The 24,116-nt window shown below is 73.5% G+C and carries 22 protein-coding genes; 10 read left to right on the forward strand and 12 right to left on the reverse strand.

From position 1 onward, the window contains the following. The first annotated feature begins 27 nt into the window (after positions 1-27). Entirely contained in the window at positions 28-1,131 is a 1,104-nt protein-coding gene (locus ACFW3D_RS09010; RefSeq protein WP_500503014.1) for a tetratricopeptide repeat protein, read from the forward strand. Between the two features lie 28 nt (positions 1,132-1,159). Here the strand turns inward: ACFW3D_RS09010 and ACFW3D_RS09015 are convergent, their stop codons facing one another. From ACFW3D_RS09015 to ACFW3D_RS09025, 3 genes are all read right to left on the reverse strand, one after another. Continuing rightward, positions 1,160-2,632 (reverse strand): cellulose binding domain-containing protein, encoded by a 1,473-nt coding sequence (locus ACFW3D_RS09015; RefSeq protein ID WP_500503016.1) that lies wholly within the window; start codon positions 2,630-2,632, stop codon positions 1,160-1,162. Between the two features lie 91 nt (positions 2,633-2,723). Next, on the reverse strand, positions 2,724-4,160 hold the full coding sequence (locus ACFW3D_RS09020; protein WP_500503018.1) for a glycosyltransferase family 2 protein: 1,437 nt from the start codon (positions 4,158-4,160) through the stop codon (positions 2,724-2,726). A 235-nt stretch (positions 4,161-4,395) separates the two neighbouring features. Next, positions 4,396-4,773 carry an STAS domain-containing protein gene (locus ACFW3D_RS09025; RefSeq protein ID WP_500503020.1) on the reverse strand — a complete coding sequence of 126 codons (378 nt, stop codon included), beginning with the start codon at positions 4,771-4,773 and terminating at the stop codon, positions 4,396-4,398. A gap of 219 nt (positions 4,774-4,992) precedes the next feature. On the opposite strand from ACFW3D_RS09025, the gene ACFW3D_RS09030 reads away from it, so the two are divergent. Beyond that, positions 4,993-5,541 (forward strand): sigma-70 family RNA polymerase sigma factor, encoded by a 549-nt coding sequence (locus ACFW3D_RS09030; RefSeq protein ID WP_500503022.1) that lies wholly within the window; start codon positions 4,993-4,995, stop codon positions 5,539-5,541. Further along, positions 5,538-6,884 (forward strand): maleylpyruvate isomerase N-terminal domain-containing protein, encoded by a 1,347-nt coding sequence (locus ACFW3D_RS09035; RefSeq protein WP_500503024.1) that lies wholly within the window; start codon positions 5,538-5,540, stop codon positions 6,882-6,884. The genes ACFW3D_RS09030 and ACFW3D_RS09035 overlap by 4 nt, the downstream gene beginning before the upstream one ends. Before the next feature lie 32 nt (positions 6,885-6,916). On the opposite strand, the gene ACFW3D_RS09040 is transcribed toward ACFW3D_RS09035, so the two are convergent. Genes ACFW3D_RS09040 through ACFW3D_RS09050 form a run of 3 tightly spaced genes read right to left on the reverse strand, consistent with a single transcriptional unit; the run spans position 6,917 to position 10,108 of the window. Beyond that, complete coding sequence (locus tag ACFW3D_RS09040; RefSeq protein ID WP_500503026.1) at positions 6,917-8,485, reverse strand: transporter; 1,569 nt, start codon at positions 8,483-8,485, stop codon at positions 6,917-6,919. Next, complete coding sequence (locus ACFW3D_RS09045; RefSeq protein ID WP_500503028.1) at positions 8,482-9,393, reverse strand: ABC transporter ATP-binding protein; 912 nt, start codon at positions 9,391-9,393, stop codon at positions 8,482-8,484. The genes ACFW3D_RS09040 and ACFW3D_RS09045 overlap by 4 nt, the downstream gene beginning before the upstream one ends. Before the next feature lie 34 nt (positions 9,394-9,427). Beyond that, positions 9,428-10,108, reverse strand: coding sequence for a bifunctional DNA primase/polymerase (locus tag ACFW3D_RS09050; protein ID WP_500503030.1), 681 nt, complete (start codon positions 10,106-10,108; stop codon positions 9,428-9,430). A 250-nt stretch (positions 10,109-10,358) separates the two neighbouring features. Here ACFW3D_RS09050 and ACFW3D_RS09055 point away from each other — a divergent pair, with 250 nt between their 5' ends. Both ACFW3D_RS09055 and ACFW3D_RS09060 read left to right on the forward strand, forming a co-directional pair. After that, the gene (locus ACFW3D_RS09055) at positions 10,359-11,741 is read left to right on the forward strand and encodes an NsdA family TPR-like regulatory protein (protein ID WP_500503032.1); all 1,383 of its coding nucleotides are present in this window, start codon (positions 10,359-10,361) and stop codon (positions 11,739-11,741) included. A 204-nt stretch (positions 11,742-11,945) separates the two neighbouring features. Beyond that, positions 11,946-13,229 (forward strand): hypothetical protein, encoded by a 1,284-nt coding sequence (locus tag ACFW3D_RS09060; RefSeq protein WP_500503034.1) that lies wholly within the window; start codon positions 11,946-11,948, stop codon positions 13,227-13,229. 150 nt (positions 13,230-13,379) lie between these two features. Here the strand turns inward: ACFW3D_RS09060 and ACFW3D_RS09065 are convergent, their stop codons facing one another. Next, on the reverse strand, positions 13,380-14,618 hold the full coding sequence (locus tag ACFW3D_RS09065; protein WP_500503036.1) for an ABC transporter substrate-binding protein: 1,239 nt from the start codon (positions 14,616-14,618) through the stop codon (positions 13,380-13,382). A gap of 196 nt (positions 14,619-14,814) precedes the next feature. Between ACFW3D_RS09065 and ACFW3D_RS09070 the strand changes: the two genes are divergently transcribed. Then, positions 14,815-15,261 carry an SCO4402 family protein gene (locus ACFW3D_RS09070; RefSeq protein ID WP_500503229.1) on the forward strand — a complete coding sequence of 149 codons (447 nt, stop codon included), beginning with the start codon at positions 14,815-14,817 and terminating at the stop codon, positions 15,259-15,261. A 130-nt stretch (positions 15,262-15,391) separates the two neighbouring features. After that, a complete protein-coding gene (gene purU / locus ACFW3D_RS09075) occupies positions 15,392-16,270 on the forward strand; it encodes a formyltetrahydrofolate deformylase (RefSeq protein ID WP_500503038.1) in 879 nt (292 codons plus the stop codon). Between the two features lie 42 nt (positions 16,271-16,312). Here purU and ACFW3D_RS09080 read toward each other — a convergent pair whose 3' ends face one another. Next, complete coding sequence (locus ACFW3D_RS09080) at positions 16,313-17,206, reverse strand: alpha/beta fold hydrolase (RefSeq protein WP_500503040.1); 894 nt, start codon at positions 17,204-17,206, stop codon at positions 16,313-16,315. Between the two features lie 393 nt (positions 17,207-17,599). Beyond that, positions 17,600-18,292: an iron-dependent transcriptional repressor DtxR gene (locus ACFW3D_RS09085; protein ID WP_500503042.1), complete on the reverse strand. Its 693-nt coding sequence runs from the start codon at positions 18,290-18,292 to the stop codon at positions 17,600-17,602. A gap of 110 nt (positions 18,293-18,402) precedes the next feature. Between ACFW3D_RS09085 and ACFW3D_RS09090 the strand changes: the two genes are divergently transcribed. Next, positions 18,403-19,152: an SIS domain-containing protein gene (locus tag ACFW3D_RS09090; protein ID WP_500503044.1), complete on the forward strand. Its 750-nt coding sequence runs from the start codon at positions 18,403-18,405 to the stop codon at positions 19,150-19,152. Positions 19,153-19,160: 8 nt separating this feature from the next. Here the strand turns inward: ACFW3D_RS09090 and ACFW3D_RS09095 are convergent, their stop codons facing one another. Beyond that, positions 19,161-20,477 (reverse strand): PAS domain-containing protein, encoded by a 1,317-nt coding sequence (locus ACFW3D_RS09095; RefSeq protein ID WP_500503046.1) that lies wholly within the window; start codon positions 20,475-20,477, stop codon positions 19,161-19,163. Between the two features lie 406 nt (positions 20,478-20,883). Beyond that, positions 20,884-21,507, reverse strand: coding sequence for a pyridoxamine 5'-phosphate oxidase (gene pdxH, locus ACFW3D_RS09100; protein WP_500503231.1), 624 nt, complete (start codon positions 21,505-21,507; stop codon positions 20,884-20,886). A gap of 285 nt (positions 21,508-21,792) precedes the next feature. On the opposite strand from pdxH, the gene ACFW3D_RS09105 reads away from it, so the two are divergent. Together ACFW3D_RS09105 and thpR are read left to right on the forward strand one after the other, a co-directional pair. Next, positions 21,793-22,893 carry a citrate synthase 2 gene (locus ACFW3D_RS09105; protein WP_500503048.1) on the forward strand — a complete coding sequence of 367 codons (1,101 nt, stop codon included), beginning with the start codon at positions 21,793-21,795 and terminating at the stop codon, positions 22,891-22,893. 24 nt (positions 22,894-22,917) lie between these two features. Next, positions 22,918-23,487: an RNA 2',3'-cyclic phosphodiesterase gene (thpR, locus tag ACFW3D_RS09110; RefSeq protein ID WP_500503050.1), complete on the forward strand. Its 570-nt coding sequence runs from the start codon at positions 22,918-22,920 to the stop codon at positions 23,485-23,487. A gap of 156 nt (positions 23,488-23,643) precedes the next feature. Here the strand turns inward: thpR and ACFW3D_RS09115 are convergent, their stop codons facing one another. Further along, on the reverse strand, positions 23,644-24,063 hold the full coding sequence (locus tag ACFW3D_RS09115) for a CBS domain-containing protein (protein WP_326575072.1): 420 nt from the start codon (positions 24,061-24,063) through the stop codon (positions 23,644-23,646). Positions 24,064-24,116: the final 53 nt, after the last annotated feature.

Below are 24,116 nucleotides of genomic sequence, written 5' to 3' on the forward strand. Positions count from 1 at the left end.
CAAGAGTTCCAGAGGGGAAGGGTCACGGTGGGCACACAGGACGGCCAGGACCGGGCGCAGGACGGCCTGGAGGAAGGTCCCGGCACAGGTCCGGAAAGCGGCCCGCAGGACGGCCCGCAGGATCCCCTCGAACTGCTCCGGCTCGGCGACGCCGCACTGGACGCGGGCGAACTCGCCGAGGCGCGCGTCCACTTCGAGACGGCCGAGCGGCTGCTGGCCGCGGACCCCACGGCCCCCGACGCCCGCCGCGCCGCGGCGCTGCGCGGCAGGGCCGTCTCCCACCTGCTGGCGGGCGAGGTGCGCTACGCCTCCCACCTGCTGGAGGAGGGCATCACCCGGCTCGAGCGGGGGACCACGCCGGACGGCGCCCCGCCCGACCCCGACGCCCTGCTGATGCTGTACATCGCGGCCATCGGCCCCTACACCGACCTGGGCGCCTACGCCCGGGCCGCACACGCCGCCGAGCAGGCGCTCAACCTCGCGCCCGGGGCGGGCGATCCGGCACTCGTGGCCCAGATGCACCGCAGCATCGCGCGCACACTGATCGTCGCGGGACGCACCGGCGAGGCCGAGGCGTCGCTGGCGAAGGCGCAGGAGCTCTTCCAGCGGCTGGAGTTGCACACCGACCTGGCCCACTGCCACTGGATGCGCGGCTACGTCCACTCCCAGGACGGCGACCTGGAGCAGGCCGAGCGCGAGCTGCGCACCGCCCGCGACATGCTGTCGGCCGGCCGGTCCGTGCTGTTCACGGTGCAGGTCGAGGTGGAGCTGGCGGACGTGCTGCGACGGCGCGGGAAGCCCGCCGAGGCCGAGGAGCTGCTGACCCGGCTGCTGGACGAGCTGGGCCCGTGGCGCGGCGCCGTCCACGCGGGCGGCGCGCACCGGCTGCTCGGGCTGCTGGCGGAGGAGCGCGGCGACCCGGAGGCCGCGGAGGAGCACTACGTGTCCGCCCTGGCGCTGCTGGAACGCGCGGGTGCCGCCGGGGACCTGGCGGACATCTGCCGGCTGCTGGGCGACCTGTTGCGCCGCTCCGGCCGGGTGGAGGCCGCGCTGGACGCCTACCGGACGGGTCTGGGCCACCGTGCGGCGATCGGCACCACCACACTGGGCCCCGCCCCGGCCGACTCCTGACCCGGACCGGCCTCGCCGCCGCACCGGCTCAGGGCTCGCGGACCGTGTTCACGTACCCCTTGCCGCCCGCGGCGAGGCCGTCGACCGCCTTCTCCACCTCCGTCAGGGACTGGGCCTTCCTGGCGTTGTGGTAGAACCAGTCGACCTGCATGTCCCAGGTGCGCTTCCCCGTGAACGGCAGGTCCACGAACCACGCGTTGAAGTTCACGGACATGTTCTGGGTCGGGTAGTACTTGCCCCCGGTGCGGAACAGCTCGTGCCCGTCGAGGCTGTAGGTCACCACGCCGTGCGCCGCGGTGGTGACGAGGGTGTGCCACCCCTTGAGGCTGGACGTCGTCGCCCGGGTGACCCGGTCCCCCTCCCTGGCACTGCGCCATGTCGTCGTGTCGAGCCGCGGGCCGGGGGCGCCCCAGCCCCCGTTGGGCTGGTACTCGTTGTCGAGTTCGCTGTACCTGGCGTGCTGGTGGGGCGAGATCATGTAGAAGGTCTCGTTGATGTGGTCGCCGTTGCGGCCGCTCTCCGGTTCGTCCGCGAAGTGGATCCGGGCGGCGAACGTCCCGGTCAGGAACTTCGTGCCGGTGGTGTGCAGCTCGGCCTGGGTGGTGCCGCGCCGCGTCCCGTCGGTGGCGGCGCGCAGCCGCAGGACCTGGCCGCCGAGGGCGTCCCGGTCCGCGGGGAAGCTGACGCCTCCCGCCGACCACGTGTCCTGGATGCCGGGGCCGCCCGCGCTGGTGCGGACCAGCCAGCCGTGGGCGCGCAGCGCCGGGTCCCGGGGGCCGCTGTAGCGGAAGTCGTCGAAGACGATCCCGGAGGGCGGTGCCGGACGCGCCGCGCCCATGGCGGAGCCCGGGGAGGACGCGGCGGCGGCGCCGCCCGGCTCGTCGCCCCATACGCGCCTGCCGTCCAGGTAGCCGGTCACCAGCTTCGACGCCCGGAAGGTGTCGTGGCCGGCGCTGAACGACCGGTCGTCGCGCTGGTCCACCTTTCCGCCGGGACGGTACAGCTGGACTCCGATCGCCCCGCTCTTCTCGCCGGGTGCCAGCGTTCCCGCGGCCTTGGCGAAGGTGACCTCGAGGTAGTGGTCGGCGGTCGGCGTCGGACGGTCCATGGCGACGGTCCGCCCGTCGACGTCCGAGCAGCCGACCGAGGCCTGGACGCAGTTGAACGCGTACGGGGAGCCGCCGTCCTGGGTGAAGTAGTACCGGACCGCCACATCGGCCAGGCGCACCCGGTGGTCGGAGGTGTTGACGACCTCCAGCCACGGCCGGGCGGTGGCCGCGGACACCGGCGTGCCCGCCTTGTAGCGGACGGTCAGCTCCGGGGGCGGCCGGTTGCCCTCACGCCAGGCGGGGTACAGCGCCGTGACGCCCGCGCCGACGGCGGCCGCCAGCAGCAGGCACCCGGCCGCCCTCCGGACGGGGCGGCGCCGTTTGCCGCGCCCGGAGGGGACGGGGCGCTCGGGCCGGGCGGAAGGGCGGACGGAGGGGCGGGCAGAACCCACGGAGGCTCCTAGCACGGTGGAGGGGCGATGCCGAGGGCATGCCATGCGGTCCGGGGAACGCGGTCGGACCGCAACGGAACGGACGCGCCGCCTACGGGGCGGTGTCGCGCACGGGCCCGAAGGCGCCGAAGGCCGGTGGCACGGTCCGGGCGTGCGCGGTCCCGGGATGCGCGGACGCGTCCCACGGGTCCCAGTCGTACCCGGCGGACTCCCGGCGCTGGCGTGGCAGGAGAGGCTGCGGGGCGGGCTGGAAGGCGACGTCGTCGTGGGCGCCGCCGACCTCGATCCGGGCCCGGGTCCCCCAGTTGGTGCGCCGCAGCGTCGCCAGGGACCACAGCCGCAGCGGCAGCAGCAGGCCGATGTTGAGCAGGGCGTAGAGCGGGGCGGCGAGGAAGGTCAGCACCCGGTCGACGATCCCCACCTGCGCGGCGCCCCGCAGGTAGTGGACGGAGCGCACCCAGGCCATGACGCACATGTAGGCGAGGTAGCCGGCCAGCAACGTCCAGCCCCGCGGGTGCATCAGGACGGCGACGAGCGCCGCGAGCAGCCCCGCGGTGAAGGCGACCCAGGTGACGAGTTCGACGAGGTTCAGCCACCAGTACATGCGGTGCAGCCGGAACTTGACGAGCAGCAGGAAGCCCTCGCGGATGAACGACTTGCCCCAGCGGATCTGCTGGCGCACGTAGTGGCCCAGGCGCTCGGGGACGTCGGTGTAGCCGACGGCCGACGGCTGGATGAGGGAGAGCCCCTCGGTGAGGCAGTAGTAGGTCAGGCGCCGGTCGTCCCCGAAGGTCGCGGGGCGCCCCAGGAACCGCTGGTCGAGGAAGTCGTCGAGGTGCTTGCGGACGACCCAGCCGCGGTACATGGCGAGCGACCCGCAGGCGCACAGCACCGAGCCCAGGCGGGAGTAGGCGACCCGCTCGCCGAGGAAGGCATTGACGTACCGCATGTCGATCAGGCGCGTCAGGAGGTTGGTGCCGCGGTTGTGGGCGAGCACCAGCCCGGTGACGCACTGGACCCGGCGCTTGGTGAAGGGCCGGGCCAGCTCGGCGACGGCGTGCCGGTCGAGCAGCGTGTCGGAGTCGATGCACAGGTAGACGTCCGCGAGCGGCTCCTGCCCGAAGCCCGCGGCGAGGCCGTGGCGCTTGCCGCGGTTGTCGGGGAAGCGGACGAAGTCGAGGCGGATCCCGGCGCGCTGGAACTGCGGGCGCATCTCCTCGATCAGGGTCCGCGCCGATTGGTCCTCGGAGCAGTCGTCGACCACGGTGAGGGAGTGCGGCGGAAGGGTCTGCGCGAGGACCGACTCCAGGCAGCCGCGCAGCATCGCCGGGGCCTCGTTGTAGACCGTGATCACGCCGTGGATCCGGAGCCGGGACACCGGCTTGTCGAACGTGAGCTCCGGACGGCGGCGCCGGCGGATGGAGAGCAGCAGCTTGACGGCGAGGAGGGAACCGACGGCCACTCCGTACCAGTGCACATGACGGAGGGACCACGAGAAGTGGTCCCATGCACCCGCGAGATCGAGCATGGGCAGTGGAGACCTCCGAACGAACGCCCCCACCCGCCGGACAGAACCTTGAACACGTGTTCTGCGCACGAAGGTAACCCGGGCCGGGGTCGGGCGAAAGGTGCATCCTGCGCCGATTTCGCCCAGCAGCCCGCAATCGGCCCTCCAGGGGCGCCTCATGGACGAAGCGGACACCGAATGTGAGAGTGCTCACACGGAAGTCGGAGATCCCGCTCGCCCGCGCGGCGCGGAGGCCCTAGGCCGACATCGGCCGGGCCGCGTCGTCGGTGGCGGCCTCCAGATCGGGGAAGACCTCGAAGAGCCGGCGTACGCCGAGCGCGGCCAGCACCCGGTTGACGTGTGCGACGCCGTCGGAGGGGCTGTTCCGCGGGAGGATCAGCCGCAGTTGCCCGGCACAGGACCGCATCAGGCGCCGCGCGGCGATCAGCACGCCCACACCGCTGGAGTCGCAGAAGTGGACCCCGGCCAGGTCCAGCACCACACTGTGCCGCCCGTCGGCCACCGCGTCGTGCACGTGCTGGCGCACCACCGGCGCGGTCACGAGATCCATCTCCCCCGAAACGGTCAGGATCAGCCAACCGTCCCGTTCGTCCTGCAACACCTGCAATGCCACTGTCTGGCCCTTCTCCCGGCAGCGGTCGTACAGACCCTATGCCCCGCCCAGGCCGCTTCCCCGCAATGTTCCGGTCACACCCGGGTAACGCATTACCAGAATCGATCAGTTATGGCAGAAGCTTGCCGCAAGGCGTCGTACGTGGCAGCAATCGGCGGATACATTCGATCCGAGGCAGTGCGACCGTAGTAGGGCGACGGCGACAAAGGGGGAGACGCGATGGCGGCATCCGCACCACCCCGCTGGGACCGCAAGATGCAGCAGCGGCTCGCGCGCGGCGAGGAGGCCGCGCTCGGAGAGCTGTACGACCGCTACGCCTCCCTCGTGCACAGCCTCGCCCACCGCGTCATGGACGACGAGGAGGCCGCCGCCCAGATCACCCGCGAGGTCTTCGGCTACATCTGGGAGAACCCGGACGCCTACGAGCCCAAGCAGGGTTCGCTGCGCTCCTGGATCGCCGGACTCACCCAGCGCCAGGCGGTCCACCGGCTGCGCCAGTCCGAGAACCTCGGTGCCGGCACCCCAGAGCAGGTCGAGACCCGGGTCCGCGAGGCATCGACGGCCGCCCGCGCCGACTACATCGTGACCTCCATGCCCGAGCCCCTGCGCCAGGCGCTCGATCTCGCCTACCGCCGCCGCATGGACTACCGCGAGGCGGCCGCCGACCTCGGGGTCACCGAGGACGAGGCGCGCCGGCGCCTGCGGCTCGGGCTCCAGCTGCTCTCCACCGCCGTGCAGGACTCCTCGCACCAGGGAAGGTCCCTGTGAACGGACCGGCCGGGAACGGCGAGACTCCTCCGCCCGGGACCAACCTGCCCCGGGTGCCGATGCCGCGCGGCGCCGCCGAGGACGGCCCGCTGCCGGAGGCCGCGCCGGTGCCCCCGTCCTCGCCGGACGCGCCCGCGTACGACACCGCGCGGGCGGCGGGGACGGCGCGCGGGCCGGAGCGTGACCCCGTGAAGGAGCCCCAGAGCGAGCTCCGGAGCGAGCCCCTGAGGGAGCCCGTGCGTCCAGGACCCCCGGAGTACGACCACCACGTGCTGCGTTCGCTGCTGGGCGCGTGGGCGCTGTCGGCCTGCTCCCGTGACGAGGCCGGCGCCGTCCAGGCCCACCTCGCCGACTGCGCGCCCTGCGCAGAGGAGGCGGAGCGGCTGCGCCGCGCGGTGGGCCTGCTGCACCAGGAGGAGTCCCTCGACCTCGACCCGCTGCTGCGCGCCCGCGTCCTGGAGGGGTGCCTGGGCCGCCGCCCGGCGCGTATCCCCGTCCCCGAGTGGGCCGCTCCGTACGACGCCGAGACGGCGCGCCTGGACGCGCTCCTCGCCGACCTCGGCGAGCCCGAATGGGACATGCCCGTCAAGCTGATCTGGGCCGGGGGGACGCGCGAACTGACGCTCTGCGGCGTCCTCGCCCACCTCGGGTCGGTGGACGGCGTGGTGGCCACCGCCCTCGGCCTCGACGACCCGCTCGGCCCGGGCGCGCCCCGCACGCGCCTGGAGCGCACCGAGCTCGCCGGGGAGCGCTGCCGCCGCCACACGCACGCCTTCGTCCGCAACAAGTGGCGCACCCAGACAAGGGACATCGTGCGGACACTGTCCTTCGCCGGCTCCGCGACCGGCGGGCTGCCGGTGGACTTCGCCGACGCCGTCGTGCCGATGCGGGACGCCCTGATCGACCGCGCCTTCGAGTGCTGGATCCACGCCGAGGACATCGCGCAGGCCCTGGACTACCCCGAGTACGGGCCACCGGCCGCGCCGCACCTCAACCGCATGATCGACCTCGCGGCCCGGATGCTGCCCACCGCCCTGGCCGCGCTCCGCCAGGCGGGGCTGGCCGAGTCCACGGCCCGCCTCGTACGGGCCGGGGCCCCCGGCCGCACCCTCGACCTCCACGTCGAGGGCTCCGGCGGCGGCCACTGGTACATCTCCCTGGACTCGCCCGGCGCGATCGGCACCCCCGAGGCCGTGGTCGCCGAGATCGCCGTCGACCAGCTCGACTTCTGCCAGCTGGCCGCGGGCCACATCTCCCCCGGCCGCATCGCGGCCGGCCGCGACGGGGACGGCGCGGCGATCCGGGACGTCCTGCACGCCACGGCATCGTTGTCACGCCTGTAGGCCCTGCGCCGCACGGGCCCGCCAGGGCGGCCTCAGCCCTTGCTCACCGCCGTCAGCACCTCCGGCAGGCGGCCCAAGAGGCGGGGGGCCGCCGTGCGGACCCCCAGCACCGCGAACGCGGCGCCGTACAGGCCGCCGAGCGGCAGGAGGAGCCACAGCGCGTCGTGACGCCCCGAGACGTGGAGCCAGATCAGCAGGCCGAGCACGGGAAGCGTGATCACCGCGCCCGTCAGCGCGCCGCCGACGAGGCTGAGCCAGGCCAGGCTCGTCTGGCCCGGCGCGGCGGCGCTGCCGAAGCGGTTCTCCTGCGGCATGGAGTAGGGGAAGCGCACGCTCGCCCAGGCGCCGGTGGCGACCAGCGCCCCCAGCAGCGCGAAGGAGAGCCCGAGCGTCTCGGGCACCGCGTCGGCCCGTCCCAGCAGGAGGGCCGCGCCGATGGTGACGACGGCCACGTACGGGACGCCCACCACCGCGATCGCCAGGGCCCGTCCGCGCAGTTCCGCGTACGCGTCCGTGCGGGAGGAGATGGTCGCGGCGACCGTCCAGAAGGCGGAGCCGTCCATGCCGAACTGGTTGTACATCTGCAGCCCAAGCAGTCCGGCCGCCCAGCAGGCGGTGTAGACGCTGCCCTCCTGCACCGCCGACACCAGCGGCAGCAGCAACCCGACGGCCAGCGCGGTGGCCCAGGCGGCCTTGGTCCGCGGATCGCGCCAGGCGTAACGGAACTGGCGCTCCATGACCGTGCCGGTGCGCCCCTCGGGGAACAGCCGGAAGCGGGTCTCCCGGACGCTCGACGGGCCCGCCTGCAGCGTGGAGGCGTCCGGGCGGGTCATGAGCCGGTCCAGACTGGTGTGCCACCACCCGAGCACCAGGCCCAGCACCGCCCCGGTCCAGGCGAGTTCGGCGGCCGCGAGCCCGTACGAGCCCTCCCCCGCCGCCCGCACCGCGTCCAGCGCCGAGGCCGGCGGCACCCAGCGCAGCACACCGGTGAAGGCGCTGATCCGCTGCAGACCGTTCCCGGAGGTCAGCGCGTTGGCGGCCAGGCTGACCAGCTGGGCGCCCACCGCGATCACCACGCCGCTGAGCACCGCCAGGTCACGCCCCTTGCGGCTGGTCAGCAGCCGGGTGTTGGCCGCGGCGACGGCCCGCGACAGGGCGACGCACAGCAGCACGGCGAGCGGTACCGCGAGCACCGCGGCCACCACCGAGGCGGCCCCCGCCACGACGGACACCGCCGCGGCGGCCGTCACCAGGAGCGTCAGCAGCGGCCCGACGCCGACCATCGACGACACCAGGAGCGCCCGGACGAGCGGCCACGGCCGCAGCGGCAGCATGGCCAGCCGGGTCGGGTCGAGGGTGTCGTCGCCGCCGAAGACGAACAGCGGCATGACGGCCCAGCCGGCCCCGAGCAGCACCCCGAGGCCGATGGCCGCCGAGGGCGCGTACTCGTTCCCGCGCAGGAAGACGAGCCCCACGCCCATGCCCAGCGCGTACAGCAGGGACACCAGGGTGCCGATGATCCAGCCGACCCGGCGGCCGGTGGACTGGCGCAGCCCGTTGCGGAGGACCGACAGCTTGAGCCGTACGAAGGTGCCCGTCACGACCGGCTCGCCCCGGCCGGTCCGTCCCCGCCGTCCCCGCCGTCCCCGCCGTTCCCGCCGTTCCCATCGTCCGTCGCCCCCGCGCCCGCGCCGCCCGCGGCGTGCCCGGCGCCGCGCGCCGCCGGCGTCTTCGCCCCGCCGAGCCAGTCCAGGTCCTGCCCCGGCCCGCGGTCGCGGGCGCCCACCAGGGTCAGGAAGGCGTCCTGCAGTGTCGGCGCAGGCCCGCGCACCTCGGCGAGCGGGCCCTGGGCCACGATCCGGCCGGTGGCCATCACCGCCACCCAGTCGCACAGGCTCTCCACCAGTTCCATGACGTGCGAGGAGAAGACGACCGTCGCCCCGGACCCGGTGTAGCGCTCCAGCACCCCGCGGATCACCTGGGCGGAGACGGGGTCGACCCCCTCGAAGGGCTCGTCCAGGAAGAGCACTTCGGGGTTGTGCAGCAGTGCCGCGGCCAGGCCGATCTTCTTGCGCATGCCCGTCGAGTAGTCCACGACGAGCTTGTTGGCGGCGCCGGCCAGGTCGAGGACGTCGAGCAGCTGGGCGGCTCGGCGGTCGGTCTCCGCACCCGGGATGCCCCGCAGCCGGCCGGTGTAGGCCAGGAGCTCGCGGCCGGTGAGCCGTTCGAAGAGCCGCAGCCCCTCGGGGAGGACACCGATGCGGGACTTCACGGCGACCGGGTCGCGCCAGACGTCGGCGCCACCGACCTCGATGAGGCCGTCGTCGGGCCGCAGCAGCCCGGTCACCATCGACAGGGTCGTGGTCTTGCCCGCCCCGTTGGGCCCCACGAGTCCCACGAAGTGCCCGGCGGGCAGCGTCAGATCGATTCCGGCGACGGCGACCTGCTGCCCGAAGCGTTTCCACAGCCCATGGACGCGCACGGCGGGCGCGACGGATGCGTTCGGCATCCGCCCAGCCTATGCCGAGGGGGGTGCGGCCCGGCTAGCGTCCGCGGCCGCAGGCGTACGCGAGGGGGGAGATCAGCTCCTCGGTGTCCGGCAGCCACCGGTTGAGGGCCGTCGGCTGGCGCACCCACTGGACGACACCGCCCGTGCCGAGCCGGGTGGGCGGGGCCGGGACCCAGTCGCCGTCGCCGCGCACCACCAGGTCGAGCGAGGAGGGCGCCCAGCCGAGCCGGCGCAGCAGGTCCGGCGCCTTGGCGGTGGCCCCCGGCAGCACGAAGAAGATCATCCGGCGGGACGGGGTCCCGAGCACCGGGCCGAGCGGCAGTTCCATGCGCTCCATGCGGGCCAGCGCGAGGCAGCCCGCGTCCTCCGGGACGTCGATCGCGTCGAAGGTGCGCCCGGTGGGCAGCAGGACCGACGCGTGGGGCTGCCGCAGCCACATCCGGCGCACCGCGGGACCGCTCCCGCTCGCCTCGCCCACCCAGCCGGGCCCGGACGGGTGCGCCCCGGGCACCGGGCAGACGGAGTCACCGCAGGAACAGCGCGGGGTGCGCGGGCCGCCGCGGCCGAAGGGGGCGGCGTCCTCCACGAGCCAGGCACCGGGCAGCACGTCCCAGTGCCGTTCCTCCGCGTACCCGACGGCGGCGTCGAGGAGTTGGCCGGCGATCCGCCGCGGGGCTGGGACGGTGTGTTCCACGGTGTCTTCCACGACCTTCACAACTGCGCTGCCCAGCGCGGGTTACGGGCGGTGACGTCCCGGCCTCGCGGCTCATGCCGGGCGCACGGGAGCACAAGCGGGGGCGCGCGGTGGGGGAGGTCCGGCATCCGGGTAGTCACCCTTGGGTGTGTAAGCATGCATCCCTCCGTAAATTATGTCGTTTGCGGGGCATTTGAGTGGCGCGTACCGGGAAGGGATCTTCGGGAAGGGATCTTGAGGTCCCCAAAGCGGCAGCTGTGAGGGGGAGCCCATGGCCGCACGACCGCTCGTCGCCCGGCAGCCGAACGAACGGCTGCAGGCACTGATCCAGGAGGCAGGCTGCTCCAACGCCGGATTGGCCCGCCGGGTCAACATGTGCGGCGCGGAGCACGGCCTCGACCTGCGTTACGACAAGACCTCCGTGGCCCGCTGGCTACGCGGCCAGCAACCGCGGGGCCGGGCCCCGGCGATCATCGCCGAGGCCATCGGCCGCAAGCTCGGCCGCACCGTCACCATCGACGAGATCGGCATGGCCAACGGCAAGAACCTGGCCACTGGCGTCGGTCTGCACTTCTCGCCCACCGTGCTCGGCGCGATCGAGCAGGTCTGCGAGTTGTGGCGGAGCGACGTCGGCCGCCGGGACTTCCTCACCGGCTCCAGCGTGGCGGCCTCGGCCCTGGTCGAGCCCAGCCGGGACTGGCTGATCACCCGGGCCGACACGCAGGTCGCGCGGGCCGGCGGGCAGCGCGTCGGCATGTCCGACGTCGAGGCGGTACGGGCCACCACCCGGGCGCTGAACGAACTCGACCACCGCTTCGGCAGCGGTCATGTGCGCCCCGTGGTGGTGCACTACCTCAACAGCGTGGTCTCCGGGCTCCTCGCCGGCTCCTACCGCGAGGCGACGGGGCGTCAGCTCTTCTCCGCCGTCGCACGGCTGACCGAACTCGCCGGTTACATGGCCGTCGACACCGGACAGCCCGGCCTGGCGCAGCGCTACTACATCCAGGCGCTGCGGCTGGCCCAGGCCGCGGGCGACCGCGCGTACGGGGGCTACGTCCTGGCCGCCGGGATGAGCCACCTCGCCGCGCAGCTCGGCAACCCGCGCGAGATCGCCCAACTGGCCCGCGCCGCCCAGGAGGGCGCCCGCGGTCAGGTCACCGCCACCGCGCAGGCCATGTTCTACGCGGCGGAGGCCCGCGGCCACGCGCTGATGGGTGACGCGCGGGCCTGCGGCGCCGTCGCCGGACAGGCCGTGGAGGCGCTGGAGCGCTCCGAGCCGGGAGACGACCCCGACTGGATCCGGCACTTCGGCCCGGCCTACCTCGCAGACGAGCTCGCCCACTGCCACCGTGACCTCAACCAGGCGCCGCAGGCGGTCCGCCGTGCCGAGGAGGCACTGGCCGGACACGCCCCGGAGAAGGCCCGCCGCCGCGCGATCGGCCTGCTGCTGCTCGCCCAGGCCCAGGTCCAGCAAAGGGAGGTCGAGCAGGCCTGCCACACCGGTGCCAGGGCCGTCGAAATGCTCGCCACGCTCCGCACCAACCGCGGTGCGGAGTACCTCGACGACCTCCGTCTGCGCCTGCAGCCGTACGCGGCCGAGAGCGCCGTCCGGGAGTTCGACGCCCGGTTGGAGGAGGAGGAGCTGGCGGCGTGACGGCACGGGGACGGGGGCGTCGTGCGCCCCCGTCCACCGAATCGTTACGGGAACGACATCAACCCGCCGGTAGGGGTTCCCTGTTCTGCGGCGGGACGACCACCCGCAGCCCACAGGACCCACCGCGGCGTGGTGAGGCCCGGAGCGGACCCGGTAGCGTGAGCCGACGATTCCGTAGCGACGGAGAAGGCAGAGGTACCGGTGATGCACGGCGGACGCGGTGACGAGGCGTATCCGGAGGTGCACGAGGGCGTGGTGCTGCCCGCGGACGGGGGCATACCCGGCCCGGGAGCGACCTCGGCGTGGGGTGGCCCCGCGGCCGGCCAGCCCTGGGGCGAGCAGCCCCCGGCGTACGGCGCCCCGCAGCAGTCCCTCCCGGACACCGACGCGACACAGCTCTTCCCGCCGTACCCGCAGGCCGGCCCGCCCATGCCGTCCCACCAGCCGCAGCAGCCCCCGGCGCCCCAGTTCCAGCCCGGCCCCGTGGCGGACGCCACACAGGTCCTGCCGCCGTACCCGATGCCCGAGGCGGCCCCGTACGGCATGCACCCGGGCGCCCCGGCCGACGCGGACGCCACCCAGCACCTGCCGCGCTTCGAGGACGCGCAGTCGCCGCAGCAGGCCTCCGGCTACGGCTACCCGAACGGCCCTCAGGGCCACCAGGGCCACGACGGGATGCAGCCGGCGCAGCAGCCCCACGACGACTTCGGGCACCTGTACCGCCAGGACGGTCCGCCCGCCCCGCAGCCCGGCTACGCCGCGTCCCCGGACTACGCGCAGCCCGCGTACGGACAGCCCGCCTACGCGCCGCAGCCGTCCTACGACTACGACGAGCCCGCCCCGACCCGCCGCAGGCTCACCCCGGCCGCGCTGATCGGCATCGTCGTCGGCGGCTGCGCCGTCGCCGGTCTCCTCGCGGGGGCCCTGATGAGCGGCGGGGACGACGACAGCCCGACCGCGGGCCAGTCCCCGGCGCCCCAGTCGAGTGCCTCGGCCCCGGCATCCTCCGGGGGCGGCGGCGGCAAGGACGCGGCGCAGAAGCAGGCCGAGGGGCTGGAGGCGCTGCTCAAGACGAGCGGCAGCAACCGCACCTCGGTGATCAACGCGGTCGAGAACGTCAAGGGCTGCCGCAACCTGGACGGGGCGGCCGCCGACCTGCGGGCCGCCGCGCAGCAGCGCAACGACCTGATGGCGCAGCTGAAGTCGCTGCCGGTGGACCAGCTCCCCAACCACCAGGCCCTCACCAACGCCCTCAACAAGGCGTGGACGGCCTCCGCGGCCGCCGACAACCACTACGCGGCCTGGGCCGACCAGCTCAAGGGCAACAAGAAGCTCTGCCGCCACGAACGCGCGCGCCCGACCCCCGAGTTCACGGCCGGCAACAAGGAGAGCGGCACCGCCTCGCAGGCCAAGGCCGGCGCGGCCGCGCTGTGGAACCCCATCGCCAAGAAGTACGGGCTGACGCAGCACCAGGGCAGCCAGCTCTGAGGCAGGCCCCCAGGCCCCCGTGGAACACCGGAACGCCGGCGGCCGTGGCCGCCGGCGCTCCCGCTTCCCCGGCACGCACCACGCCGGCGCCCGTGGACTGCCGGGCGCGCCGTGCGCCCGGCAGCTCGGCCGGCCGTCAGCCGTCAGCCGTCAGCCCGGGGCCTTCTCCAGGACCTCGGTCACGTCCACGAAGCCCTTGCGCGCGGCGACCAGTTGGCCCTTCTCGACCTTCTGGAAGGTGACCCGGCCGTTGACCAGGCGCGGCTGTTCGATGATGGCGGCCATGTCCTGCTCCCGCCAGCCGAGCGGGGGCGTGAGGCCGTCGGTGGAGACGTCGTGCGCCTTGTCCAGCGCCCTCTTCAGCGTCGCAGCCGTGACCGTCTGGTCCTTGCCCATCTTCTCGATCACCTCGGTGAGGGCGGTGTAGGCGATCCACGTGGTCTGCACGCCCGGGTCGTTCGGGTCGATGTCGTTGTCACCGAAGGCGTACCGCTTGATGGTGCTCCGCATCGGCGCCCAGCGCGAGTCGGAGGCCGGCGGGTACCAGCCGGTGACGTAGGCGCCCTCCAGCGGGCTGTTCCTGCCGCCCGTGCTGTCGAGGGTGGACTGCTGCACGCTGCCGAGGACGGAGGCGATCCGCGCCTTGGGACCGGCCACCGCTCCGGTGACCGGGTCGGTGGTGCTCTTGCGCCGGAAGGCGTCGAAGAAGGTGGCGGTCTTGTCGCCGAGCACGGCGCTCACGCAGTCGCCGGGCCTGTTGGCGCCGATCGCCTGGTCGGAGATCTTGTTGTAGTCGGTGGCGTCCTCGGCGGCGCGCAGGTCGGTGGCGCTGGTGCGGCCCGAGTCGCGCAGGCCGGCGTCCAGGAAGCGCAGGAAGACGTCGCCGGCGGCGGTGTCGGGGCGTATGAGGCTCACCTTGTCGCACTTGCCCGCCAGTTGACGGCCGGCACCGGCCATCAGCGCGGGCAGCCCGCCGTTGACGGGGTAGGAGAGCGGGCTCTCGAACTCGTCCCGGGTGATGCCGTAGCCACCGAGGTACGGGATGCCCTCGGCCTCGAGGGTGGAGGTGAAGGCGGAGCCGTACTGACTGTAGGAGCCGACGACGGCGACCGCGCCCTCGTCGACGGCCCGCTCCGCGCAGTCGCCCGCGCCGAGCGCCGTGTTGTGGTCGTTGCAGGTGACGACCTTCAGCTCCCGGCCGGCGATGCCGCCGCGGGCGTTGACGTACTTGGCGAAGGTCTTGGCCATGGCCGGCATGCCCGGCATGTTGGTCGCGTTGGTGTTCTGCGGCGCCCATGTCATGACGACGATCGGGCCGGTGGAGCCGCCGGTTCCGCCGGGGAGCGTGCCGCATCCCGCCAGCAGGGCGACGCCTGCCACCGCCGACACGAACGGAAGGGCTCTGCGCGTACGCCGATTACTCATGGAATGGGAAGATTCCGCGTTTGCCGCAACGCTGGGGTGAACACAAGGGAACGGAGGGTCACCATCGGGTGAACAGAGTGTGTGGACCCGGGAGCACGTACGATCGTGCACTGTGCAGAGTACGGAGAAGTCTTCCCGCCGCGGCACCCGCTCCTCCACGATGGGGGGCATGCCGCTCAACGACATGCCCTGGTGGCGCTGGCGCGCGAACGTGCGTTCCGCGCTGCACATGATCAGCGACCCGGTGTTCCAGCGTGAGGTCTGGCTCGCCGGGCAGCCGGGCTACGGCGACGTGACCGACGCCGTCTACCGCCTGGTCGAGGACACCTGGCTGGACAACTGGTCCGCGGAGAAGTACGTGGGCACCGTCTTCCGGGACTCCCAGGAGGCCGCCCTGGTCGACGTGGCCGTGCTGCGGGTGCTGAAGATACTGCACCAGGTGGGCGCGGACGCTGCCGTCTCCGGGTACCTGGAGCACCACGCATGGCCCGAGGCCGTGCGGGCCGCCCGCGAGGCGCACGTGCGGATGGCCACCGGGGACGGCGAGGACCCGGACACGCCGCCGCGCTCACTGGAAATCCTCAAGATCTACACACGCACGGCCTGAGCCGTCCCGGCCGCCGTCCGCGGCGCCGCACGGGCGGCGAGCCGGCGGGCTGCCACCTGCGACGACACATGGGACGCCCGCCTGGCGGACGGCTCGGGACCGCGGGACGACTTTGTGCGACCCTAGCCCCGTGAACGCCGCCGACGAGTCGCAGCCACAGGCCCAGCAGTACATCCTCACGCTGTCGTGCCCCGACAAGGCGGGCATCGTGCACGCCGTGTCGAGCTACCTCTTCATGACCGGGTGCAACATCGAGGACAGCCAGCAGTTCGGCGACCACGACACCGGGCTGTTTTTCATGCGGGTGCACTTCTCCGCGGGCCACCCGGTCACCGCCGACAAGCTGCGGGCCAGCTTCGCGGCCGTCGCCGACGCCTACGGCATGGACTGGCAGATCACGCCCTCCGACGAGCGGATGCGCATCATCCTCATGGTCAGCAAGTTCGGGCACTGCCTGAACGACCTGCTCTTCCGCACCAGCATCGGCGCGCTGCCGGTGGAGATCGCCGCCGTGGTCTCCAACCACGCCGACTTCGCGGAGCTGGTGGGCTCCTACGACGTCCCCTTCCACCACATCCCGGTGACGAAGGAGAACAAGACCGAGGCCGAGGCGGAGCTGCTCTCCCTGGTGGAGAAGGAGAACGTCCAACTGGTCGTCCTCGCCCGCTACATGCAGGTCCTGTCGGACCACCTCTGCAAGGAGCTGTCGGGCCGGATCATCAACATCCACCACTCCTTCCTGCCCAGCTTCAAGGGCGCCCGGCCCTACCACCAGGCCCACGCCCGCGGGGTGAAGCTGATCGGCGCGACGGCGCACTACGTCACCGCCGACCTCGACGAGGGCCCGATCATCGAGCAGGAGGTCGAGCGGGTGGGCCACGAGGTCAACCCGGAGCAGCTGGTCGCCATCGGCCGCGACGTGGAGTGCCAGGCCCTGGCGCGCGCCGTGAAGTGGCACAGCGAGCACCGCGTCCTGCTCAACGGCCACCGCACGGTCGTCTTCGCCTGAGGCCCGGGCGCCCGCCCGGCCGGCGGCCGGCCGGGCGCCGGATCAGGCCTGGCAGACCGGCAGGTCCGCGACGTCCGCCAGGAAGGTCTCGACCGCCGCGCACCAGGCCTCGGGCTGGTCCCAGGGCACGAGGTGCCCGGCGTCGGGGATCTCCGCGTACGAGCCCCGCGGCAGCACCCGCACCATCTCCTGGGCCTCGGCGCGGCCCAGCTCGCCGTCCCAGCCGCGCACGACGAGGGCGGGGCAGGAGACCTGGCCCAGCTCGTCCCAGTGGGCGTCGTGGATCCAGGACTCCCGGGAACGCAGCATGTGCCGCCGCTCGAACACCGGGCGCCAGCCGTCGGGGTGCTCCTCCATCACCTCGGCGAAGAACTCCCCGCGGGCCGGACGGGAGCCCTCCAGCCAGGGATCCTCCTCGCCGAACCAGCGGCGCACCGCCTCGGGGCCGGGGAAGGGCAGCGGCCAGGCCCCGAACCAGTCCTCCCAGCGGCGCTGGCTCGCCTCCCCGAGCGCCACCGCCCGCATGTCGCACAGGACCACGGCCCGCACCAGCGACGGACGGCACGCGGCGAGCTGCCAGGCGGTGAGGGCACCCATCGAGTGCCCCACGACGGTGACCGGGGCGAGCCCCAGCTGTTCGACGACGGCGGCGGCGTCGGCCACGTAGGCGTCCCGCGTGTAAGGCCCCTCGGGCTTGGCGCTGCCTCCGTGGCCGCGCTGGTCCAGGGCCACCACACGGTGGCGGCCGGCGAGCCGGCGGGCGGTGCCGGCCCACTGGGAGGCCCGTCCCATCAGGCCGTGCAGCAGCAGGACGGCGGGCCGCGGCGCCTCCTCGGGCGCGCCACCGGGCCCGGTGGCGGGGGCGGATCTGTCGGCGTACTCCCATGCCGTGAGCCGGAGGCCGCCCGCTCCGGTGACTTCGACGCGCCTGGCCATGTGCCGCACCCCCTGGTACGTGACGTTCAGACCCCCACGCTATCGAAATTCTGTTCGATACGCGTCTTCACGCGCGCAACACCGCTCTTTCGAGTGACAACGCTCAAGGATTGCCGGCCCGCGCCGAGGGGAGGACTTCAGCGGGACGCGGCCCGGCGGGGAAGACGGGCAGCGGGGAGCCACCCGGACAGCTCGGGGATCCGGGTGGTCTCCACGGGGCCCAGGGGAGGGGACGGGGGAATCGGGGGAGGAAGGGACTCCGGCGCATGGGGAGGCGCCGGGGTCCCTCGGACGACCACCCCGGTGCCGGCTACTCCCACGACACGACGCGTCGCGACGCCGCGAAGATCCGCGAAGATCCGCGAAGATCCGCGAAGATCGGTGAGAACGCCCCTACCGCTTGGCGACGAACACGTGCGAGGCGGTCTCCGCGCTCAGCTCCGCGGCCTCGCCGCCGCTGCCGACCAGCACACCGCCCGCCGACGGGGTCACCGACACCACCGCGCCCGGCTGCACACCGGCCCGCCGCAGCGTGTACATGAGCTGGGCGTCCGTCTGGATCGGCTCGCCGATCCGCCGCACGACCACGCTCGCGCCCGCCTGGCCCGTCTCCAGGTCGGTCAGGCTGACCATGCCCTCGTCCAGGAACGGGTCCGCGCCGTCCTTCTCGCCCAGCTCCTCCAGGCCCGGGATCGGGTTGCCGTACGGCGACTCCGTCGGGTGCCGCAGCAGTTCGAGGACGCGGCGCTCGACGGCCTCGCTCATGACGTGCTCCCAGCGGCACGCCTCGGCGTGGACGTGTTCCCACTCCAGCCCGATGACGTCGACCAGCAGGCACTCGGCCAGCCGGTGCTTGCGCATCACGCGCGTGGCGATCCGCCGGCCCTCGGAGGTGAGCTCCAGATGCCGGTCGCCCGCGACGTGCACCAGTCCGTCCCGCTCCATGCGCGCGACGGTCTGACTGACCGTCGGTCCGCTCTGGTCGAGCCGTTCGGCGATTCGGGCGCGCATGGGGACCACGCCCTCCTCCTCCAGCTCAAGGATGGTGCGGAGATACATCTCCGTCGTGTCGATCAGTCCGGACATGCGTGCCCCTCGATGGCTCGTACGTGGCCCTGGACTCAATTCTGACGCATGCGACCGACAACCGGGCCCTGTGGTTGACAGGCGGACGCCGCGGCAGCACGGTTCTCGGCATGACCGATCTGGCCGCCACATATTTCGACGCCGCCATCGCACTGCTGCGGCGCGTGAGGGACGAGGAGTCCGCGGGGATCGAGGCGGCCGCGGCCGCGCTCGCGGACACCGTGGCGGCCGGGGGGCGGGTGTTCGCGTACGGCGCCGGGCACTCCTCGCTCCCCGCCCAGGACGTCGTCTACCGCGCGGGCGGCCTCGCCCTGGTCAACCTGCTGGCCGTGCCCGGCGCGGTCGGCGTGGACGTCGTCCCCGCCACCCTGGGCAGCGCGCTCGAACAGGTCGGCGGGCTGGCCCGGGTCGTGCTCCGCAGTTCCCCCGCACGGGCGGGCGACCTCCTGGTGATCATCTCCCTCTCCGGCCGCAACCCGCTCCCGGTGGAAATGGCGCAGGAGGCCAAGGCGCTCGGGATGAAGGTCGTCGGCGTCACATCGGTGGCGTACGCCAAGGAGACGCACTCACGGCACGCGAGCGGCACCTTCCTGAAGGACCACTGCGACGTCGTGGTCGACAGCAAGATCGCGCCTGGCGACGCCGAGCTGTCCGTGCCGGGGATCCCGGCCCCCTTCGGCCCGGCCTCCACCGTGGTGACCAGCGCGCTGATGCAGGCCGTCGTGGCCACGGCCGCGGCGGACCTGGCAGGGCGCGGGGTCACCCCGCCCATGCTCCGCTCGGGCAACGTCGACGGCGGCCACGAGTGGAACGCGAAGGTCTTCGAGGAGTACGCGGACCGGATCTTCTACCGGCACTGAGCCCGCGGTCAGGCCCGCGGCGGCAGGTCGAGGCAGGCCGCCGCCCGCAGCGCGACGTCCTCGGCGAAGGCGGCGTCCGCCCGGTCGAAGGGACGGCGGCCCTGGCCGCGCAGGAAGGTCAGCACGCCGAGTGTGCGGCCGCGGCTGCGGAGCACGGCGCACAGTCCGTGGACGGTGCCTTCGGGCCAGCGCCTGGCGGCGGCCCAGCTGTCGACCTGGGCCCGTGAGGCGGGATCGGCGGCCGCGGCCCCGAAGCCGGCCCGGACGGAGCCGGTGCGGGCGACCGCCTGCAGGGCCGGGTGCCCCTCCCCGTACCGCACCGGGATGCCGCCGGACACCGGCAGGCAGGGCCCCGCGCCACCGGAGGGCGTGGCGGCGGCCCGCACGAGCCGCGCCCCGTCGGGCGCGAGGACGTCGAGCAGCGCGTGCTCGGCGAACCCGGCGAGGGCGAAGTCCACGTAGCAGGTGGCCGCCTCCAGGGGCTCCTCGCACTCGGCGACGGCCAGCGCGGCCCGGTGCAGCTGGTTGCTGCGGAAGCGCAGCCGCGCCGCCTCCTGCTCGGCGAGCTTGGTGTCGGTGACGTCGTGGAAGAGCCACCCGACGCCGAGCGGCACCGGTTCCTCCCCCAGCGGCGAGCCCAGCCGCACGAAGCCGCTGCGCCAGCAGCAGCGTGCGCCGCCGTCCGCCCGCAGCCCCACCCACAGCTCACTGGGGGCGGGAGGCGCGCCCTCGGAGAGCACGTGCTGCAGGGCGCTCTCCAGCTCCTCCGCGCCCTGGTCGAGGAAGTCGCCCAGCGGCCGCCCGAGCGGCGCGTCCCGGCTGGTGCGCAGGGCGCGGGCGGCGTACGCGTTGACGACGACGGGACGCAGGTCGGCGTCGACGAGGACGACCCCGCACGGCGCGTCGTCGAAGAGCGCCTCGCTGAGGGCTATCGAGCGCTCCAGGTCGATCTGGGCGTGCACCTCGGAGAAGGCGCAGTAGACCCCCGCGGGGCGCCCGTCTGAGCCGTGCACCGCGGCGGCCTGGGTCCGCACCAGCACCCGGCGGCCGTCCTTGGTCAGCAGCGCGAACTCGTGGACCTGGCGGCCGTCCGCGGCCATGGCGCCCAGCAGCCGTTCGCGCACCTCCTCGGCGTCGGCGGTGCGTGCGGCCCAGCCGGCGAACCCGTGCCGGCCGACGGCCTCCTCCGCGGTCCAGCCCAGGATGCGGGCGGCCTCGGAGTTCCAGTGCGTGATCACTCCGTCGCGGTCCAGGGCACAGAGTCCGGCCTCCATGCCGTCGAGGAGCGCGGCGAGCAGCTGCGGCGTCGCATCGAATGACTGCACGTCTGGACATTCAACCCCTGTGTGACCGACGACACAGGAACTTCACGAAATTCGATGGCCGCGCGGCCGTGCTCCGCGGGGCGGAAAAAAACCGCTTGTCGTCCGCCGGACCGTTTCCTAAGGTTGCGAGCACACATGAAGGGAGGTGGTCCGGAGAATGATTTCCCATCGGACGCGTGAGGTGACTGCGGGCTGACGCCTGCGCTCCTCGCCTGCGCGCGATGTGCGTAGCGGGCCAAATCCATCGCAGTCACCCGACCCGCGGGCTCGTCGGATTCGTCCGGCCGATGCCCGGACGGTTCGCCGTCCGGGGAGCAGCCCGCGGGTCGCCTGCGTCTGCGGACGGTGATCCTTGCCGCTCCCGCCGCCGCCCCGCCCCGCTCCCGCCGCCGCCCCGCCCCGGCCCTCAGGGCGACAGGCGCCGCACCGTCCAGCCGCCCTCCGCGGCGGTGTACACCAGACGGTCGTGCAGCCGGTTCTCCCGCCCCTGCCAGAACTCCACGCTGCGCGCGACCACCCGGAAGCCTCCCCAGTGCGGCGGCACGGGCACATCCGTGCCCTCGGGGTAGCGGGCCGCCAGCTCCGCGTAGCGGTGCTCCAGTTCCTCCCGCGAGCCCACCACCGAGGACTGCTCGCTCGCCCAGGCCCCGATCCGCGAGCCGTGCGGCCGGGTGCGGAAGTACGCCCCGGTCTCCTCGCGCGAGACGCGCTCGACGGCGCCCGCCACGATCACCTGGCGGGCGACCGGGTGCCACGGGAAGAGCAGTGAGGCGTAGGGCCGCTCGGTGAGCTCGCGGCCCTTCCTGGAGCCGTAGTTGGTGAAGAAGACGAAGCCGCGGTGGTCGTAGCTCTTCAGCAGGACCGTGCGCGAGCTCGGCAGCCCGTCGGCCCCCGCGGTGGAGACCACCATGGCGTTGGGCTCGTCGACGCGGGCGTTGACGGCGTCGGCGAACCAGTGCGCGAACTGCGTGTACGGGTCGCCGGCCAGCTCGGCCTCGGTCAGTCCGTGGGCGCGGTACTGCTTGCGCATGGCGGCGGGGTCGTGGTGGCTGTGCTGCACCCGCACATCTTGCAGCACGACGGCGGCACCGTGTGCCGCACGGTGCTCCGGAAGCCGCTCGTGAAGTCCGCCGCAACATGTGCCGGACCTCACGCTTCACGTCACCTGCCGGAGGGGACAGACTTACAGGCCGGGTATCCGTGCCCTTCCGGCATCGGGGGATGTCGTGTGGGGCACCCGGTGCCGACCCTCGTGCACCACCCCGTGTGCCACAAGCACCACCGGATCGTCGACCGCATCAAGAGGAGCCGCCTGATGTCCGACTTCGTACCCGGACTCGAGGGAGTCGTCGCCTTCGAGACGGAGATCGCCGAACCCGACAAGGAAGGCGGCGCCCTGCGCTACCGCGGGGTGGACATCGAGGACCTGGTGGGCCACGTCTCCTTCGGGAACGTGTGGGGCCTGCTGGTCGACGGTGCCTTCAACCCCGGCCTCCCGCCCGCCGAGCCCTTCCCGATCCCCGTCCACTCAGGTGACATCCGCGTGGACGTCCAGTCGGCGCTGGCCATGCTCGCTCCGGTGTGGGGACTGAAGCCGCTGCTGGACATCGACGCCGAGCAGGCCCGCGAGGACCTGGCGCGCGCGGCCGTGATGGCGCTGTCGTACGTGGCGCAGTCGGCACGTGGCCAGGGGCTGCCGATGGTGCCGCAGAGCGAGATCGACAAGGCGGAGACGGTCGTCGAGCGCTTCATGATCCGCTGGCGCGGCGAGCCGGACCCCAAGCACGTCAAGGCCGTGGACGCCTACTGGACCTCCGCCGCCGAGCACGGCATGAACGCGTCCACGTTCACCGCCCGGGTGATCGCCTCCACCGGTGCGGACGTGGCCGCCGCGCTGTCCGGTGCGGTCGGCGCCATGTCGGGCCCGCTGCACGGCGGCGCGCCCTCGCGCGTGCTGGGCATGATCGAGGAGATCGAGCGGACCGGCGACGCCGAGGCGTACGTGAAGCAGGCCCTGGACAAGGGCGAGCGCCTGATGGGCTTCGGGCACCGCGTCTACCGTGCCGAGGACCCGCGGGCCCGGGTGCTGCGGCGCACGGCGAGGGAGCTGGGCGCCCCCCGCTTCGAGATCGCGGAGGCGCTGGAGAAGGCCGCCCTGGAGGAGCTGCACTCCCGCCGCCCGGACCGCGTCCTGGCGACCAACGTGGAGTTCTGGGCCGCGATCATCCTGGACTTCGCCGAGGTCCCGGCCCACATGTTCACCTCGTTGTTCAGCTGCGCCCGCACCGCGGGCTGGTCCGCGCACATCCTGGAGCAGAAGCGCACCGGCCGCCTGGTGCGCCCCTCCGCCCGCTACGTCGGCCCGGGCTCCCGGGACCCGCGCGAGGTCGAGGGCTACGCGGACATCGCACGCTAGTCCGCCGCGGTGCACCCTGGGGGCATGAGGCTGTTCGTGGCCGTCGTGCCCCCCAGGTCCGCCCTCGCCGAGCTGGGGGGCGCCGTGGACGCGCTGCGCGCCCTGCCGGGTGCGGAAGGGCTGCGCTGGACGGAGCGTGCCGGGTGGCACGTGACGCTGGCGTTCCTGGGCGAGGTGGACGAGGGCCTGCTGCCCGGGCTGGTCGAACGGCTGGAGCGGGCGGCGCGGCGCCATCCGCCCTGCCGGATCTCGCTGACCGGCGGGGGCCGCTTCGGCGACCGCACCCTGTGGGCCGGACTGGACGGGGACGACCTGACGCGTCCGGCCGCGGCGGCGCAGGCCGCCGCCCGGCGGGCGGGCGTCCACCACGAGGACGAGCACGGCCGCTTCCACGCCCACCTCACGCTCGCCCGGCAGCGCGCCGGGCGCACCAGGGTGGGTCTGCGGCCCTTCACGGACTCCCTCGCGCAGTTCGCGGGGACGCCGTGGACGGCGGCGGCGGTCTCCCTGGTCCGGAGCCATCCGCCGGCACCCGGGGTGCCGGGGGCGCAGCCCCGGTACGAGACGGTGCGGACCTGCCCGCTGGGGCACTGAGGCCGCCCCGTTAACCTCGATGTGTGGACCCGAAGACCCGTACCCGAGTAATGACCGCCGCCCTCGCCCTGCTGGTGGTCGTGGTGATCGTCGGCACGCTGGTGCGCGGCTAGCCGGCCCGGCGGCCGCAGGGCCCCGGGAGGGGGCCGGTCCGGCTCAGGCGCCGGCGTAGACCCTCTCGACGAATTCCGCCACCTGTTCGTCGGTGAGGTGGCGGGCCAGGTCGGCCTCGGTGATGATGCCGATCAGCTTCTTGTCCTCGACGACCGGGAGCCGCTTGATGCGGTGCGACTCCATCTCGGTCAGGACGTCGGAGACGTCGGCGTCGGCGTCGATCCAGCGGGGGGTCCCCTCGCACAGGTCGCCGCAGGTCACCTTGGAGGGGTCGCGTCCGGCGGCGATGCACTTGGTGACGATGTCCCGGTCGGTGATGATGCCGCACATCCGGTCGTTCACGTCGTGGACCGGCAGCGCGCCGACGTTGAGCTCGCGCATCAGCTGCGCGGCCCGGTCGAGAGTCTCGGTCGCCGGTATCGCACGGGCGCCGGGGTGCATGATCTCTTTGGCTGTGGTCATACCCTCATCGTGCGCCCGACCGGGTGAATCTGCGACCGGGCGCACGACGGGGC

Origin of the sequence: Streptomyces sp. NPDC058864, assembly GCF_042742985.1 — a bacterium.
Taxonomy (GTDB): domain Bacteria; phylum Actinomycetota; class Actinomycetes; order Streptomycetales; family Streptomycetaceae; genus Actinacidiphila.